A 13,958-nucleotide genomic window follows, 5' to 3' on the forward strand; every position below is an offset into this window, starting at 1 on the left:
GCTTCTTCAGACGGACAGATGAGCGGGGATGCGCAGATGACGGCGGCCGACCTCGACGAAGAGCGGGTCACGCTTCGCTGCCCACACCGCCGCGAAATGGCCGATGACCCAGATCGCCAGACCGACCAGCCAGAGGCGCAGGCCGAGCCCGATGGCGCCGGCGAGCGTGCCGTTCATGATGGCGATCGCGCGCGGGGCGCCGCCGAGCAGGATGTGTTCGGTCAGCGCCTTGTGAACCGGGACGGTGAAACCCGGCACGGCGTCGAGTTGTTCAAAGCTCGTCGCCATCAGACGAGCGCTCCGCCACCGAACGAGAAGAACGACAGGAAGAAGGAGCTGGCGGCGAAGGCGATCGATAGGCCGAAGACGATCTGGATGAGCCGGCGAAAGCCGCCCGAGGTGTCGCCGAAGGCGAGCGTCAGGCCGGTGACGATGATGATGATGACGGCGATAATCTTGGCGACGGGGCCTTCGATCGATTCCAGGATCGACTGGAGCGGCGCTTCCCACGGCATGGAGGAGCCGGAGGCATGGGCTGCCGAGGTGAACACCAGGCTGAGAGAAATGGCGGCGGCCGCACTGGCCAGGGAGCGACAGCCGCGCGCGAGGTTAGGGATCATGGCAATTCTCCTGTCGGGTTGGGGGTGGCCGGGCTGATGCGGTAGTCGCCGTCGGGGCCAAGCCCTTCGACGCGGACGAGTTCGGCGAGCCGGCGCGCGGCGCCGCGGCCGGAGAGGACGGCGACGAGGTCGATCGTCTCGGCGATCAGGGCGCGCGGGACCGTGACGACGGCTTCCTGGATGAGCTGCTCGAGACGGCGAAGCGCGCCGATGCCGGCGCCGGCATGTATGGTGCCGATGCCGCCAGGGTGGCCGGTGCCCCAGGCCTTGAGGAGATCGAGCGCCTCGGCGCCGCGCACCTCGCCGATGGGGATGCGATCGGGGCGCAGGCGCAGCGAGGAGCGGACCAGTTCGGAGAGTGTCGCCACGCCGTCCTTGGTCCGCATGGCGACGAGGTTGGGCGCTGTGCATTGCAGCTCGCGCGTATCCTCGATGATGACGACGCGATCCGTCGTCTTCGCCACCTCGGCGAGGAGCGCGTTGGTGAGCGTCGTCTTGCCGGTCGAGGTGCCGCCCGCGACGAGGATATTGGCGCGCGAGACGACGGCGTCGCGGAGAACCCGCGCCTGGCCAGCGGACATGATGCCGGCGGCGACATAGTCGTCGAGGGTGAAGACCGCGACCGCGGGCTTGCGGATGGCAAAGGCCGGCGCGGCGACGACGGGCGGCAGCAAGCCTTCGAAGCGCTCGCCGGTCTCCGGCAGCTCGGCGGAGACGCGCGGGCTGCGCGGATGGATCTCGGCGCCGACATGGTGGGCGACCAGGCGCACGATGCGCTCGCCATCGGCGGCGGACAGCCGCTCCCCCGTATCGGCGAGCCCCTCGGACAGCCGGTCCACCCATAACCGCCCGTCGGGGTTCAGCATGATCTCGACGACGGCAGGGTCTTCGAGCAGTTGAGTGATGGTCGAACCGAGCGCGGTGCGCAGCATGCGCGCACCGCGCTCGAACGCCTCCGGTTTCTGGTCGGCTGTGGCCATTTCTGCCCCGCTTCCTGACGGGGCAAAAAAGACGGTCCCCGGATCGGGGTGATTAAAAGAGCCCGGAATCAGGCTGATTCAACAAGTATCTGCCGTCGTAGTGGCGTGGCGTGCAAATACAGGAGAACGGCGGTGGAGCTCTGATTTTGATGTCACCGGAACACTCACCAGATGACGCGCGAGATCGTCACGTCTCCGACCCAGAGACATCCTCAGGGATTTCCTGTCGCAGCTTCGGCCCTTTGGCGAGGCGCCGGCCCAGCGCCGTGATGAACGCTTCGTACCGCTCGCTCGATTTGGCGCGCGCCGCCTGTGCGGCTGGATCAGGTAAGGCGGGCGTAGTCGTGATCCAGAACCGGACGAACACCGCAAGAGTTTCGACCGCGATGCCCAGGTCTCGTTCCATGCGGGTCATACGGCGGTCGAGTTGATCCAGGCGTTTGGCGACGATCGCTTCGCGCCGTTCGGCATCGTCCGGCGACAGGAACGATGCGATGGCGGCTTCGGCGATCATGGACTGCGACTGATCCCGGCGTGCGGCGAAATTAGCGAGTGCCTGTGTAATGTCGGGGTCCAGATAGACCGTGAACTTCGTTTTTTTCCTGTGGCTGGTCATGGCGCTTACAGTTCCATGCCGTCATTGGGATCGAGCGAGACCTGACGGGCAACGCCGCGCATCACGCGGGTCAGGCGCTGATTGCGTGCGGCGTCGTCCTCCATGTCGTCGGGCAGATCGATCTCGAACTCGTTGTCGATCGGCGCCTTCTTTTCGATGGGGTTCACCCGGTTGAGTTCGGGCTGATGGCGACGCTCGGACTCGGTGGAATCCTCGTCTGCGCCGCCGCCGGTCGTTGGGGCGGCGCGCTCGCCTGCGTCTGGGCGAGCCGGGATCGGCAGCTTGCTCCAATCGTCCGGCCGACCTTCGGCGGGCCGCGCCAGTTCGGGCGGCGGCAGGATACGTTCCTTGAAGCGGAGATCTTCGTAGTAGCGCGCCTTCTTCGCCCGGATCGGCGGTGTGCCGGCGACCATGACGATCTCGTCGGACGGCGGGAGCTGCATGATTTCGCCCGGCGTCAGGAGTTGGCGCGCCGTCTCCGATCGCGAGACCATCAAATGTCCGAGCCACGGCGAGAGCCGGTGGCCGGCATAGTTCTTCATCGCCTTCATCTCGGTGGCGGTGCCGAGCGCATCGGAGACGCGCTTGGCGGTGCGTTCGTCGTTGGTGGCGAAGCTCACGCGGACATGGCAGTTGTCGAGGATCGAATTGTTCGGGCCGTAGGCCTTCTCGATCTGGTTGAGCGACTGGGCGATCAGGAAGCTCTTGAGGCCGTAGCCGGCCATGAAGGCCAGCGCGGACTCGAAGAAGTCGAGCCGGCCGAGCGCGGGAAACTCGTCGAGCATGAGTAGCAGGCGATGGCGCCCGGCCTTGGCCAGCAGATCCTCGGTGAGACGACGACCGACCTGGTTGAGGATCAGGCGAATGAGCGGCTTGGTGCGATTGATGTCCGACGGCGGGACGACGAGGTAGAGCGTGGTCGGGCGCTTGCCCCCCACCATATCGGTGATCCGCCAATCGCAGCGCCGTGTGACTTCGGCGACGACGGGATCGCGGTAGAGGCCGAGGAACGACATGGCGGTGGACAACACGCCGGAGCGTTCGTTGTCCGATTTGTTGAGCAGCTCGCGCGCGGCGCTGGCGATCACGGGATGCGGCCCTGCTTCGCCGAGATGGCTGGTCTTCATCATCGCGGCGAGCGTCGACTCGATCGGGCGTTTCGGATCGGAGAGGAAGGCGGCGACGCCAGCGAGCGTCTTGTCGTCCTCGGCATAGAGGACGTGCAGGATCGCACCGACCAGCAGGGCGTGGCTGGTCTTTTCCCAGTGGTTGCGCTTTTCGAGGCTGCCTTCGGGATCGACGAGGATGTCGGCGATGTTCTGGACGTCGCGGACTTCCCATTCGCCGCGGCGCACCTCGAGCAGCGGATTATAGGCCGACGACTTCGGGTTGGTCGGATCGAACAGCAGGACACGGCCATGCCGGGCGCGAAAGCCAGCGGTAAGCTGCCAGTTCTCCCCCTTGATGTCGTGGACGATGGCCGAGCCCGGCCAGGTCAGGAGCGAGGGAACCACCAGGCCGACGCCTTTGCCCGATCGGGTCGGCGCGAAGCAGAGAACATGCTCGGGGCCGTCGTGGCGCAGATAGTCCCGCTCATAGCGGCCGAGCACCACGCCATCGGCGCCGAGCAAGCCGGCCGACTTCACTTCCCCCTTTTCGGCCCAGCGCGCCGAGCCGTAGGTCTCGGCGTTCTTCGCCTCGCGAGCGCGCCAGACCGACATGCCGATCGCGACCGCGATGGCGATGAACCCACCTGACGCCGCGATCATCCCGCCCTTGGCGAAAATCTCCGGCGCGTAGGCGTCGTAGAAGTACCACCACCAGAAGATCGAGGGTGGATAGTAGATCGGCACGCCCGACAGGACGAACCATGGCGCGCCGAGCTGAGCCTGGAAGCCAAGGCTCCATGCGACATATTGGGTCGCCGCCCAGGTGGTGGTCAGGACGATCAGGAAGACGACGGTGATCTGGCCCCAGAGGATCTTGGTCGCGGACATTGCGGCGGTCCTTTTCTTGTCAGGTGGTTAGAGGCCGAGCCCCCGCTTGCGGCCGAAACTCCAGTCGACGCCGCCATCGCTGCGGGCGACGCCGGAGACGTGCTTGCCAAGCTGGCTTTCGAGCGATGGCGACCAGGGCACGAGCTGGAAGCCGAGCCCGTCATCGATCATGGCGAAGCGGCCGGATGCGAGCGTCAGACGCTGGCGATACGTGCCGGCGACATATTCGCCATTTCCTGCCGGCTTGAACGGCTGGCCCGTCTCCGTCGCCAGTCTGTCGGCCACCGCGTCCACTTCACGGCGGCGAAGCGTATCGATGAGGTTGCGGCTGAAAATGATGCGCCGCCCCTGCTGCTCGGCGAGACCTTCGCGGACCAGATGATCGGCGCGCTGCTGCATCGCCTGCCGGACCTCGGCGCCGAACCCGCCATCCGACATGGCGACGGGCTCGCGGGCGATGGATTGTCGATCGAGCCAGGTTGCGCCGGAGGCGTTCACCTGATGCTGGAGATCGAGATCGGAACGGACGGCGAGCGCGACGCGGCGTTCGCCGCGCGCATCTTCGAACGTGCGCAGTTCGACGATCGACCCTGGCGCGCTGTCGCCTGCCGCGTCGAGATGGGGCAAGCGGATGTGATGGGTCCGGCCATCCACGCCATCGACCACAGCGTAGGCCGTCCCTTTCAGTTCGTCGTCGAGGCCGCGCTCAACCAGACGGCCTATGACCGGAACGTCGAGGCTTTCGCCGGCCAGGACGTAGTTCGCCGAGCCGCGCTCGATGCCGCGTTCCGTGAGCGCACGGTGCATCCGCTTGATGATGTCGCCGCGCTCGCCAAGCTCACGCAGGACCGTCTCCGCGTCCGGTTTGACGAACCATTGCCCAGGAGCGACTTGCCCGGCGACGCCGAGGACTTCCAGCTTGCGCAGCCGCCCGACCTTCAGCGCATGGAATTCGTCCGGCTGGCGGTCGGCGTGCGGAGCGAGATCAATGATGCCGTACTTTCCGGCATCACCGACAAGCTGCCGGTCGAGCTGTGTCCAGCGTTCGGCTTCGACCTGTCGCTCAAGATTGCGATTGATCTCGAGATCGGTGCGCTGGCCGAGTTCCAGGGTAACGAGACCCTGCGCACGGCCGCGCATTCCCTCCTTGATGTAGTCGCGTGAGATCACGAGGTCCTGGCCGTCGTCGGTGCGGCCTCGCAGGATGATATGGATATGGGGATTGTCGGTGTTCCAGTGATCGACGCCGACCCAATCGAGCTTCGTGCCCAGATCTTTTTCCATCTGCCCCATCAGATCGCGGGCGTGGTCTTTGAGGTCGGCCATATCCACCGCGTCCTCGGGCGAGACGATGAAGCGGAAATGGTGCCGGTCATCTTCGCAGCGCTCCGCGAAGTCGCGGGCATCCATGTCGTCGCCTTCGGGGCCGAACAGCCGCGCCTTCTCTCCGTCTCGGGTCACGCCGTCGCGGCGCAGGTAAGTCAGGTGCGCGGAAAGCGGCGCGGCACGCGAGACGTGACGCACGACGCGGGTCTTGATGACGACGATGCGCGAGCGGCCGGTCAGCAGGCGGTTGGCCTGGATGCTGGCACGTTGGCCGCGCCCAAAGCGCGAGCGGTTGCCGGGCGTGATCTTGCCGGAACGGGAGACGCGGCCCCCGGCCTTTTGCGCGGCGGCGAGCGCTTGCGCGATGAAAGGCCGGGTCTGCTGCGCGCGGGTCGAGCGGATGCGTCCCGGACGGACGCGAAATTCGCTGTCATTTGCCATGGCGCGGCCCCGCACGGTGCAAAAGAGAATGGAAAGTCAGGGAAATAATCGCGCTCCGCACGGTGCGCGAAAGCGCGGCACAGTGCGGAACGCACCAAAAATCTGAGTAAAAACAACCAACCGACCGAAGCGCACCGTGCGCCTTTTTATCTCGCCATCGTGCGGTTGTTTTGCCTGCCTCTCTCCCTCGCGCCCTCCATGCTGCGCGGGAATACGATGGAGTGCGAAGGATGCTGCCGCTGCTCATCGCGGCGTCCCAGGTTCGGAACGAGCAACGACGAGGGGGGCATTCGACACGTCGGCGGCACGGGGTGAGCGCGCCGCGACGGAGGATCGGCTGTCGTCCGGATGCTCGTTGTCCGAGGGCAAAGCGGCAGAACCAGCGTCAGCGGTGCGCACGACGAAGAGCGGTGCTTCACGCCAGTCTGGCGGGGGCGGCGGCGTAACAGACGGCGCGTTGGACGGCGATGTCGCGCCGAGCTGCGGAGCGAGCAGCGCGACGTAAGCGCGTGTTTCAGCCGGCAGTGCGCGGCCCCTTTGGAGGTAGTCGTCGTAACGCGCCGGACCTGCATTGTAGGCCGCCAGCATCGCCGGGACATTTCCGTAGCGGTCGTACATTTCGCGGAGATAGGCGGCGCCCGCGAGAATGTTGTCGCGGGGATCATAGGGGTCGCGGCCGAGGCCATGGCGGACACGCAAGCCCGCCCAGGTGTCGGGCATGACCTGCATCAGCCCCAGCGCGCCGGCCGACGACACGGCCCGCACATTCCCTGCGCTTTCGGCGCGTTTGACCGCGATGATCCAGAGTTCGGGAATGCCGAACCGCTGCGAGGCTTCGGCGACGAAGGCGGCGTGCGGATCGACAAAGACCGCGCGCGCCGCCGGTGCGGATTGCGCCAGAGCAGCGCCTGTCGCGTTCGCGGCGACGATCAGGCCGGAAAGGAGAAGGAGAGCCATGCGCCGGGCGGATTGATGCCGCCCGCGCGCACTCCGATGGCTCGTCGAAGGACGGCGAGCGGGCATCGGTTAGTCCTTCTCGGCGCGGTCGCGTGGACGCGACCAGTGCAGCGACCAGGACGTCTTGTCGTCGCCATTCTGGAAGAGGTTGGCGCGGATCGGCTGCAAGAAGGTGGGATCGTCGAGCTGGATCGAGATGAATTCGCCAGCCTTGTCGCTGGAGCGTTTCCAACCCGCGCCGATCTCCGGGCCATCCTCGGTATCGGCGTGAACGCGATAGTCGGGCGAGTTCTCGGTTTCGTTCGGCTCGGCCGCCACCATGGCGACGGCGATGTCGAGGCTGAGCGTGCGAATGCGCCCGGAATAGCCTGCCTTCAGCTTCGTGAATTCTCCGATCTGTGTCATGCGGGACTCCTGTCGATTGTGCTGCGGTGATGAGATCGGCGGCGAAGCAAGCGCCGCCGGCCGCGCGCTCACCGCGTCGGCGCGCGCCATTCGAAGCGGCCGTTTCCATCCTCGTCGGTCCACAGCGGGACCGCGTGGCCGATGATCTGGTCGGTGGAGGTCAGGCCGAAATAGCGACCGTCGAGGCTGTCACGGACCTGCCAGTTCATCAGGAAGACCTGGCCGGTATGGATGCGGCGGCAGCCCTGCCAGACTGGCAGATCGCGCCCGAGACGATCCCGTTCGAGGGCCGTTCCGACCGGGACGCCATCGATGGTTATGGTGAGGTTCGAGCGGCAAACCGTCTGCCCGGCGACGCCGAGGATGCGCTTGAGGAGCGGCACGCCTTTGGGCAGGTAGCCGCGATCGGCAAGGTAGGTCGCGAGCGGTTCGGGCGCGTCGACGGCGATGAGATCGGCGCCTGCGAACGAGCCATCGAATTCGATCGTGTAGAAGCCGATCGGCGCGCTGGCCGATGCGTTCCAGATGAGCCTGGTCGGTATCGACGTGACCGCCGGATAGCCGACGCCCACTGTGGCGAGCGCCATCACGAGAAAGAGGTCGGCGCGCGTCACAGCTCGGTCCTCCGGCGCAGGAGGAAGGCGCGATGCTGTTCAAGCGTGTAGGCGTGCGGCTGATAGCCGGCCACCATGCGGTTATGGACGTGCCGCCAGTGATCTGGCGAAATGGCGTCCGCGTCGATCCCAATGGCTTCGATGGCATCGACGTGGCGCAGCACGTTTTCGACCTTCGGCCAGCCCTCGACCTTCAGCAGGATTTCGCCGCCCGGATGCACGAAAGGCAGCGTCTGGTGCGGCTCGCCAGGCTCGATCGCGCGCACGATGTCGATGCGGGAGGTGATGGTGCCGAATTCGTTCGCCGCCCATCGCACGAAGGCGAAGACGGCATGTGGCCGGAACGACACGATCCGCCGTCGGCGATCGAGGATCTGGTTGTGCGCCTCGCGGCCGAACCTGATCCAGTGTTCGATCTGCTTCTCGACCCATGTCAGTTTGACATGGGTCATGTCGTCATGGGAGCACGCCAACGGCGCCGGGCCGCCGCGCATACGGGGAGCCGCGATGCCGGTCATGAGGACTGTCCTTCGGTGGGTGGAAATTCGCGCTCGAGCAGCTCGCGCAGCATGTCGGCGACGGTGACGCCGCGACCGAAAGCGGCGATCTTGATCCGGCCGCGCAATTCGGGCGTCACGTCGATAGTGAGCCGGGCCGTGAACCCGGCTGCGACCGGCGCGCGCGGCGCGCTATCGGCCGCCTTGATCCATTGGTCGGGATCCGCGGGACGTGCGGTGAAGCGGCGGCGAGTGGATCGCTCGTTCATGGCGTGCTTCCACCAATCCGAAGGTGGATGAGTTCATCGGCGAGCGCCGCGATCTCGCGCGCGGCCGATGTCGCGTCGTCGCATTCAAGGGCCAGGCGACCCGTCTGCGCTGCAGTAGCGAAGGCGATGCGCTGGCCTATGGAGGTGGCGAGGAGCGGAGGATCGTGATCGGCCAGGGCCGCGGCCGTCTCGCGTGCGAGGATGGTGCGCGCGCCGCAGCGATTGAGCACGAAGCGGGCGACAAGCTCGGGGCGATAGATGCGCGCTTCACGCAGAAGCGCCAGTATCTCGGCCGAGGCCCAGCCATCAAGCGGTGACGGTTGCACGGGGATCAGCACGAGGTCGGCGGCGAGGAGCGCAGAGCGCATGAGGCCGGCGACGCGCGGCGGGCCGTCGATGACGACGTGATCGACGCTCTTCGCCAATTCCGGCGCTTCACGGTGGAGCGTGTCGCGCGCCAGGCCCACGACGCCGAAGAGGCGTGGCAGGCCCTCATGGCCGCGCTGCTCAGACCAGTCGAGCGCCGAACCTTGCGGGTCCGCGTCGATCAGGGTGACGCGCTCACCGCGACCTGCGAGCTCACCGGCGACGTTGAGCGCCAGCGTCGTCTTGCCGACGCCGCCCTTTTGATTGAGGAACGCGACGATCATCGTGCGCCTCCAGGCCGCTGGCCGAACGGAAGCTGATCGGCGGTCTGCGGCGCGCGCTTCTGCTGGTCCGGCAGGGTCGTGGGAGCGCTACGAGGGGATGCCTTGCCGACGGCGCGGAGGTTGTTCGCGGCGGTGCGGATGAGATTTTCCACATCGCGTGTGCGCTCTTCAAAGTTAGATTCTGGGTTAGACTCTAAGTTAAGAGCGCGATTTTGCCTGTGTTTTCGTGAGCTTAGGGAGGGTTCTGGTTCCTGATAGCACGAGCCTTGGGTTCCCGATGGCACGATAGCTCGGGTTCCCGATAGCACGAGGCTGTCCACAGCTTTTCCACAGGCTGCGAGCGGCTCGAAGGCGAGGAGTGTCCGGCCACCGATCTCCACCTCGAGCGAGAGGATATAGCCGGGCAGCGGCTGTCGGCGGACGATGTCGCGCAGTTCGAAGGCGAAGCGTTTGAACGGCGACAGGCTGCCGGACTTGCGATGGAGATGACGCAGGTCGAAGCGCCAGCCAGCGCGCTGACGGCCGCCATGCTTGCGCACGAGCCGGTAGAGCCAGCGGTCGAGACCGCCAGTGAGATCGAAATAGGCCGGGTCGATGGTGAGGATGAGGGCGTCGTCGAGAACGGCTTTGTAGAACCAGTCCGGGACGATCAGCTCGATACCGTCGGGCCGCCCGTGGCGGTCCGTGCGCTCCTGCCACTCGTTGATCCACGAGAAACGGTGGCGTCGGCCCTCGGCCGGTTGCCGGATGGACGTCGAGATCGTCGTTGATTGCAGGCGGTCGAGGGCGGCCTTGAGGCGTTGATAATCGCGCAGGGACGTGCCGCGGCCGACATAGTTGAGGATGTCATAGGGCGTCGCCGCCATCAGGCGCGAGGTGCGCAGCCCAGCGTCCCGCGCCTCCACGATCTGGCTCGCGGCCCAGATCAGTATGTCGGCATCCCAGATCGTCGCCATGCCGTGATCGGGGACGGCCTCGACGCGGATCGTGATGTCACCGGCCGCGAAGTCGATCGGCGTGACGCGGTGAGATTTGGAAAGGGAGAAGAAGGGATAGGCCATGAGATCCTGCGCATCTCGCGGTGCGAAGTCGCCGGGGAGCGCGCGAAACAGATCGAGCTGCCCGCGCTCGGAAGGATCGCGACGCCGCACCACCATGAAAGGGACCGGCCCTGGTTAGCGTGCGTAGCGACCGGCGGCCTGGCCGATCGGCAGCGTGTGGCGTTTCGCCGGAAGGACGGAACCGCGCGGATCGGAGGTCGAGGTGACGGCGCCGCGCGCTGCCCAGGTTTCGAGGTCGTCGACGGAATAGACGACCCGCCCGCCGAGTTTGCGATAGGCCGGGCCGGTGCCGTAGGTGCGATGCTTTTCGAGCGTGCGGGCAGAGAGGCTGAGGAATTCAGCGGCTTCCTTCGTCCGCAGGTAGCGTGGCGGGAGCGCGGCGATATCGGGTCGCATGGGGCGGGCCTCCGTGGGGTCGCTGGGGGCCGCTGGCGATCAGCGGCTGACAGCGGCCACGGTGGCGGAGGACCGTCGGCGGGAGGGATGGGGAAGCTGGGGTGGCTAAATTTCCCACCCCCTGCCGTCGCTCCGGCTAGTGGTCAAAATCTGACGGTAAACTATTCATCGTTGCCCTGACGTAGGCGCGGCGGCATGTCTAATGTACACAGAGGAATTGCAGAAACGAGGCGGTGCAGTGCTGAAACCTGTGGGGCTTACGGCCGATGATCTTTAGTAATCGCAAGCGTTCGTCCTAAAACCATCTGAAATATGAGCGAAATCGATGATCTTGAAGGCCCACGAGCGCCTCTATCCGAGACGCCGCACCGAGGAACGGTCTTGAGTTCCAGAGACATGAACTCCGCTTCACGAAAGTCCAGTGTTTCCGCGACCGAACGCAATGCCTCTCTGGAATTAGCCCTCGCCGGCGATCCCGCAGATCTGCTCAATGAACTGCGCAACGCCTGGGGACTTCCACTTGGCCAGCCTATCCGCGTCATCGGCCGTGTGTGGCTGAAGCCGCTAACGGAAGGACGTAAGCTTTGGCTTCTGGATGATATCGAGCATCCAGAAAGTGGCGTAGGCTTGCTGTATCCGACACTTCCAGGTGCGCCAGACCGCGACGACCTAGAAGGAACGACCGCGTTCATTCCACCAGGTCCGTCCCGTCAAGTGGTTGGTCAACGTGCCGCTGACACAGGTGGACAGTGGGCTGTCGCCGAACTTGAACTCGCTGATGTTTCTGAGCGTCGAAGGCGTCGAAATCCGTGGCTCCTCAAGGTCCGCTCCGGCACGTTGCGACCGCTCAGCGAGATTCCTGCCGAATGGCAAGTCACGGTATCCGGCCCCGAATCGGCACGACGGATCGCTGCCTTGGCACGAGAAGAGATTGAGGAGCATGTCCGCAAGCTCGTCTTGCGTGAGGACGAAGAGTTGGCCCGTCGCCATGCGGAGAACGTCGCAACGCTGAGCAACCTGGATGCAGCTCGTCGACAAGCCCAAGATGATGCTCGCGCGGCCCACGCCGAGATCGAGGCAGACCTCGCCGCACATCGCCAGCGCCGCGACGAAGCCGAACGCAGTGCAGATGACCTGCAAGTTCAGTTTGGCATCGAACAAGAGCGTTTCGCCGCCTACCGAAGAACCGTGGAACAAGAGAAGCAGCTTATGGAAATCAACTATCGGCGGCTGAAAGAGCTGCTCTCCGAGAAGGGCGAGCGGCTCGTTGCCTTAGGTCTCGCTGATGCCGAGGATGTCGCCGCGCTGGTTCCCCAGGTGGCTAACATGGAAGATGGGCGACCCGGCATTGGCTTCACCGAGGCCCTTGCTGGTGATTTCGCCCGCCTCGCACCTCTCCTTCAGAGCCGCCTGGCAGAAGGCGGCCTGCTCTATTCCCAGGCGCAGCTCCGCGACTTTCTGGCATTGCTGCGCACACGCGACCTCGTCGTGCTGGCGGGGGATTCTGGTTCGGGCAAGACGAGTCTGGTGCGTGCGGCCGCTGCGGCGATCGGCGGGGTCTGCACGGTCATTCCCGTCAAGCCCAACTGGACCGGTCCCGAGGACCTGCTCGGCTATTACAATCCGATCGAGCGAAGCTATCAGGCCACGCCATTTCTTCTCGCGCTCCAAGCCGCCGCACGCAGTCCACACGTCCCCCATTTCATCTGCCTCGACGAGATGAACCTGGCACGGGTGGAGCATTACTTCGCCGACTTCCTCAGCCTGCTGGAGAGCCGTTCCACTTCACCCGAAATTCACCTCTACACTGCCGACGAGGAGCGTCACGTCGTCGTGGAGCAGGGGCTTTTCCTTGAAGTGGAGGCCGAAGCGCGCCGGCGCGCGGGGCTTCCCGATACCGCAACACTGGAGGATATTTTACGCCACGATCAGGCCAACGCGGAACTGCATCGCCTCGGCGGACTCGCCGACAACGAGTCCGTGTTGCTGCACCATGGCCGCTTGCGGCGCTCGCTCACGGCTCAGATGCGCATGCCTACCTCGCTTACTTTGCCGGAGAACGTCTGGATCTTCGGCGCAGTGAATATGGATGACACGACCCACCACCTCTCTCCCAAGGTGCTCGACCGTGTGCAGGTGCTGCGCTTTCAGAACCCCATGTTAGCCGATTGGGACGCGATCGAGATCGAAATCCGTAGTGCTGCTACGACAATTTCTTCCGACATGCCGCCGTTGCGAATGACGCCAGACGAACTCGGTCAGCGCTCAGACTATCCCGCCTTCGACCGTAACGACGCAAACGTGGCGTTTCTCTCGCAGATCTCGCGCCAGTATCTCGATCCTATCGGTGTGGAATTCGGGCTTCGCGCCGTCCGCCAGGCTCAAGGATACATCAGCGCTGCCAAGGCGGCCGGTATCAGTTCGGACGAGGCGTTGGACAATGTGATCAAGCACAAAATCCTGCCGAAGTTCGCCTTCGACACTGCGCGCCCCGCTGGTAGCGGGCGGCCGCGCCGCGAACTCCTGCTGGAGTTGCGCGCCGAGTTGGGGCAGCGATTCGAAAATGCAGGGCTCGATAAGGACACGAGCAGTGTTGCCGATCTTGATCGCATGATCAGATTGGCTGAGGGCAATAACGGCATTGTCAACTACTGGCTGCGCTGAACCGTCCTATGGAGGTGTTGGCGCATTATCTGGAGATCGAATGGGAGTCCGCTGGCGCGACCCGCCGAGTGGAGGTCTCGACCTACCCGATCGAGATCGAGACGGCGCCGGATGGCACTCTGCATGCTGAGGTATCGATCTTTCGGGACTTTGCGCCATGGGTCGGCCTGCGGTTGTCAGGCGATCTCGCCGACGTCGAGCCATTCACGATAAATGCCCAGAATGAACGCCTTCCATGGCTTCGGGTATTCGACGAACATGGCGGCGCCTGGTGGATCCCCGCCACCGGCTGGAGCAAGCCCAGCAATAAGCACATTTCGGAAATGCATCGCTCGTTCGGATCGTTTTCGGTCGAACTCGGACCCCGTCGAAAGCTTGTCCTTGATGCCGTGGCTTTTGACGTGACCCCCGTTTCTCATCCAGCCATAACGAGAGTCCTTTGGTGATCTGAGCTGGGGTTGTCGG

Annotated in this window: 16 protein-coding genes; 1 reads left to right on the plus strand and 15 read right to left on the minus strand. The window is 65.0% G+C overall.

The genetic code is table 11. The features are described from left to right. Window positions 1-6 precede the first annotated feature (6 nt). The 14 genes from O5O54_RS20415 to O5O54_RS20480 all read right to left on the minus strand — a co-directional run bounded on the left by O5O54_RS20415 (window position 7) and on the right by O5O54_RS20480 (window position 10,829). Window positions 7-288 (minus strand): VirB3 family type IV secretion system protein, encoded by a 282-nt coding sequence (locus O5O54_RS20415; protein WP_279483699.1) that lies wholly within the window; start codon window positions 286-288, stop codon window positions 7-9. After that, on the minus strand, window positions 288-620 hold the full coding sequence (locus O5O54_RS20420) for a TrbC/VirB2 family protein (RefSeq protein ID WP_279483700.1): 333 nt from the start codon (window positions 618-620) through the stop codon (window positions 288-290). The genes O5O54_RS20415 and O5O54_RS20420 overlap by 1 nt, the downstream gene beginning before the upstream one ends. Further along, window positions 617-1,600, minus strand: a complete 984-nt coding sequence (gene trbB, locus O5O54_RS20425) for a P-type conjugative transfer ATPase TrbB (RefSeq protein ID WP_279483701.1) — start codon at window positions 1,598-1,600, stop codon at window positions 617-619. Before trbB ends, O5O54_RS20420 begins: the two co-directional genes overlap by 4 nt. Window positions 1,601-1,787: 187 nt before the next feature. Then, window positions 1,788-2,216, minus strand: a complete 429-nt coding sequence (locus tag O5O54_RS20430; protein WP_279483702.1) for a CopG family transcriptional regulator — start codon at window positions 2,214-2,216, stop codon at window positions 1,788-1,790. 5 nt (window positions 2,217-2,221) lie between these two features. After that, window positions 2,222-4,213, minus strand: coding sequence for a conjugal transfer protein TraG (locus tag O5O54_RS20435; RefSeq protein ID WP_279483703.1), 1,992 nt, complete (start codon window positions 4,211-4,213; stop codon window positions 2,222-2,224). A 27-nt stretch (window positions 4,214-4,240) separates the two neighbouring features. Beyond that, window positions 4,241-5,980 carry a VirD2 family relaxase/mobilization nuclease gene (locus O5O54_RS20440; protein WP_279483704.1) on the minus strand — a complete coding sequence of 580 codons (1,740 nt, stop codon included), beginning with the start codon at window positions 5,978-5,980 and terminating at the stop codon, window positions 4,241-4,243. 243 nt (window positions 5,981-6,223) lie between these two features. Beyond that, a complete protein-coding gene (locus O5O54_RS20445) occupies window positions 6,224-7,003 on the minus strand; it encodes a lytic transglycosylase domain-containing protein (protein ID WP_279483705.1) in 780 nt (259 codons plus the stop codon). Between the two features lie 3 nt (window positions 7,004-7,006). Beyond that, a complete protein-coding gene (locus O5O54_RS20450; protein ID WP_347814901.1) occupies window positions 7,007-7,432 on the minus strand; it encodes a DUF736 domain-containing protein in 426 nt (141 codons plus the stop codon). After that, a complete protein-coding gene (locus O5O54_RS20455; protein WP_279483706.1) occupies window positions 7,411-7,956 on the minus strand; it encodes a S26 family signal peptidase in 546 nt (181 codons plus the stop codon). Before O5O54_RS20455 ends, O5O54_RS20450 begins: the two co-directional genes overlap by 22 nt. Further along, window positions 7,953-8,474: a DUF2840 domain-containing protein gene (locus O5O54_RS20460; protein WP_279483707.1), complete on the minus strand. Its 522-nt coding sequence runs from the start codon at window positions 8,472-8,474 to the stop codon at window positions 7,953-7,955. Before O5O54_RS20460 ends, O5O54_RS20455 begins: the two co-directional genes overlap by 4 nt. After that, on the minus strand, window positions 8,471-8,722 hold the full coding sequence (locus tag O5O54_RS20465; RefSeq protein ID WP_279483708.1) for a hypothetical protein: 252 nt from the start codon (window positions 8,720-8,722) through the stop codon (window positions 8,471-8,473). Before O5O54_RS20465 ends, O5O54_RS20460 begins: the two co-directional genes overlap by 4 nt. Beyond that, window positions 8,719-9,372, minus strand: coding sequence for a ParA family partition ATPase (gene parA, locus O5O54_RS20470; protein WP_279483709.1), 654 nt, complete (start codon window positions 9,370-9,372; stop codon window positions 8,719-8,721). The genes O5O54_RS20465 and parA overlap by 4 nt, the downstream gene beginning before the upstream one ends. After that, window positions 9,369-10,529, minus strand: a complete 1,161-nt coding sequence (locus O5O54_RS20475) for a replication initiator protein A (RefSeq protein ID WP_279483710.1) — start codon at window positions 10,527-10,529, stop codon at window positions 9,369-9,371. Before O5O54_RS20475 ends, parA begins: the two co-directional genes overlap by 4 nt. An 18-nt stretch (window positions 10,530-10,547) precedes the next feature. Continuing rightward, window positions 10,548-10,829, minus strand: a complete 282-nt coding sequence (locus O5O54_RS20480) for a helix-turn-helix domain-containing protein (protein WP_279483711.1) — start codon at window positions 10,827-10,829, stop codon at window positions 10,548-10,550. A 381-nt stretch (window positions 10,830-11,210) separates the two neighbouring features. On the opposite strand from O5O54_RS20480, the gene O5O54_RS20485 reads away from it, so the two are divergent. Further along, the gene (locus O5O54_RS20485; protein WP_279483712.1) at window positions 11,211-13,493 is read left to right on the plus strand and encodes an McrB family protein; all 2,283 of its coding nucleotides are present in this window, start codon (window positions 11,211-11,213) and stop codon (window positions 13,491-13,493) included. Window positions 13,494-13,669: 176 nt separating this feature from the next. On the opposite strand, the gene O5O54_RS20490 is transcribed toward O5O54_RS20485, so the two are convergent. After that, a partial coding sequence (locus O5O54_RS20490) for a hypothetical protein (protein WP_279483713.1) occupies window positions 13,670-13,958 on the minus strand: 289 nt, incomplete at its 5' end.

The organism is Aureimonas sp. SK2, from assembly GCF_029813115.1.
Lineage (GTDB): Bacteria > Pseudomonadota > Alphaproteobacteria > Rhizobiales > Rhizobiaceae > Aureimonas.

What these genes read in the sequence shown, in the direction of transcription:
- O5O54_RS20415 (WP_279483699.1), bottom strand. Translation starts at nt 288, where the DNA reads ATGGCGACGAGCTTTGAACAACTCGACGCCGTGCCGGGTTTCACCGTC.
- O5O54_RS20420 (WP_279483700.1), bottom strand. Translation starts at nt 620, where the DNA reads ATGATCCCTAACCTCGCGCGCGGCTGTCGCTCCCTGGCCAGTGCGGCC.
- trbB (WP_279483701.1), bottom strand. Translation starts at nt 1,600, where the DNA reads ATGGCCACAGCCGACCAGAAACCGGAGGCGTTCGAGCGCGGTGCGCGC.
- O5O54_RS20430 (WP_279483702.1), bottom strand. Translation starts at nt 2,216, where the DNA reads ATGACCAGCCACAGGAAAAAAACGAAGTTCACGGTCTATCTGGACCCC.
- O5O54_RS20435 (WP_279483703.1), bottom strand. Translation starts at nt 4,213, where the DNA reads ATGTCCGCGACCAAGATCCTCTGGGGCCAGATCACCGTCGTCTTCCTG.
- O5O54_RS20440 (WP_279483704.1), bottom strand. Translation starts at nt 5,980, where the DNA reads ATGGCAAATGACAGCGAATTTCGCGTCCGTCCGGGACGCATCCGCTCG.
- O5O54_RS20445 (WP_279483705.1), bottom strand. Translation starts at nt 7,003, where the DNA reads ATGCCCGCTCGCCGTCCTTCGACGAGCCATCGGAGTGCGCGCGGGCGG.
- O5O54_RS20450 (WP_347814901.1), bottom strand. Translation starts at nt 7,432, where the DNA reads ATGGCGCGCGCCGACGCGGTGAGCGCGCGGCCGGCGGCGCTTGCTTCG.
- O5O54_RS20460 (WP_279483707.1), bottom strand. Translation starts at nt 8,474, where the DNA reads ATGACCGGCATCGCGGCTCCCCGTATGCGCGGCGGCCCGGCGCCGTTG.
- O5O54_RS20465 (WP_279483708.1), bottom strand. Translation starts at nt 8,722, where the DNA reads ATGAACGAGCGATCCACTCGCCGCCGCTTCACCGCACGTCCCGCGGAT.
- parA (WP_279483709.1), bottom strand. Translation starts at nt 9,372, where the DNA reads ATGATCGTCGCGTTCCTCAATCAAAAGGGCGGCGTCGGCAAGACGACG.
- O5O54_RS20475 (WP_279483710.1), bottom strand. Translation starts at nt 10,529, where the DNA reads ATGGTGGTGCGGCGTCGCGATCCTTCCGAGCGCGGGCAGCTCGATCTG.
- O5O54_RS20480 (WP_279483711.1), bottom strand. Translation starts at nt 10,829, where the DNA reads ATGCGACCCGATATCGCCGCGCTCCCGCCACGCTACCTGCGGACGAAG.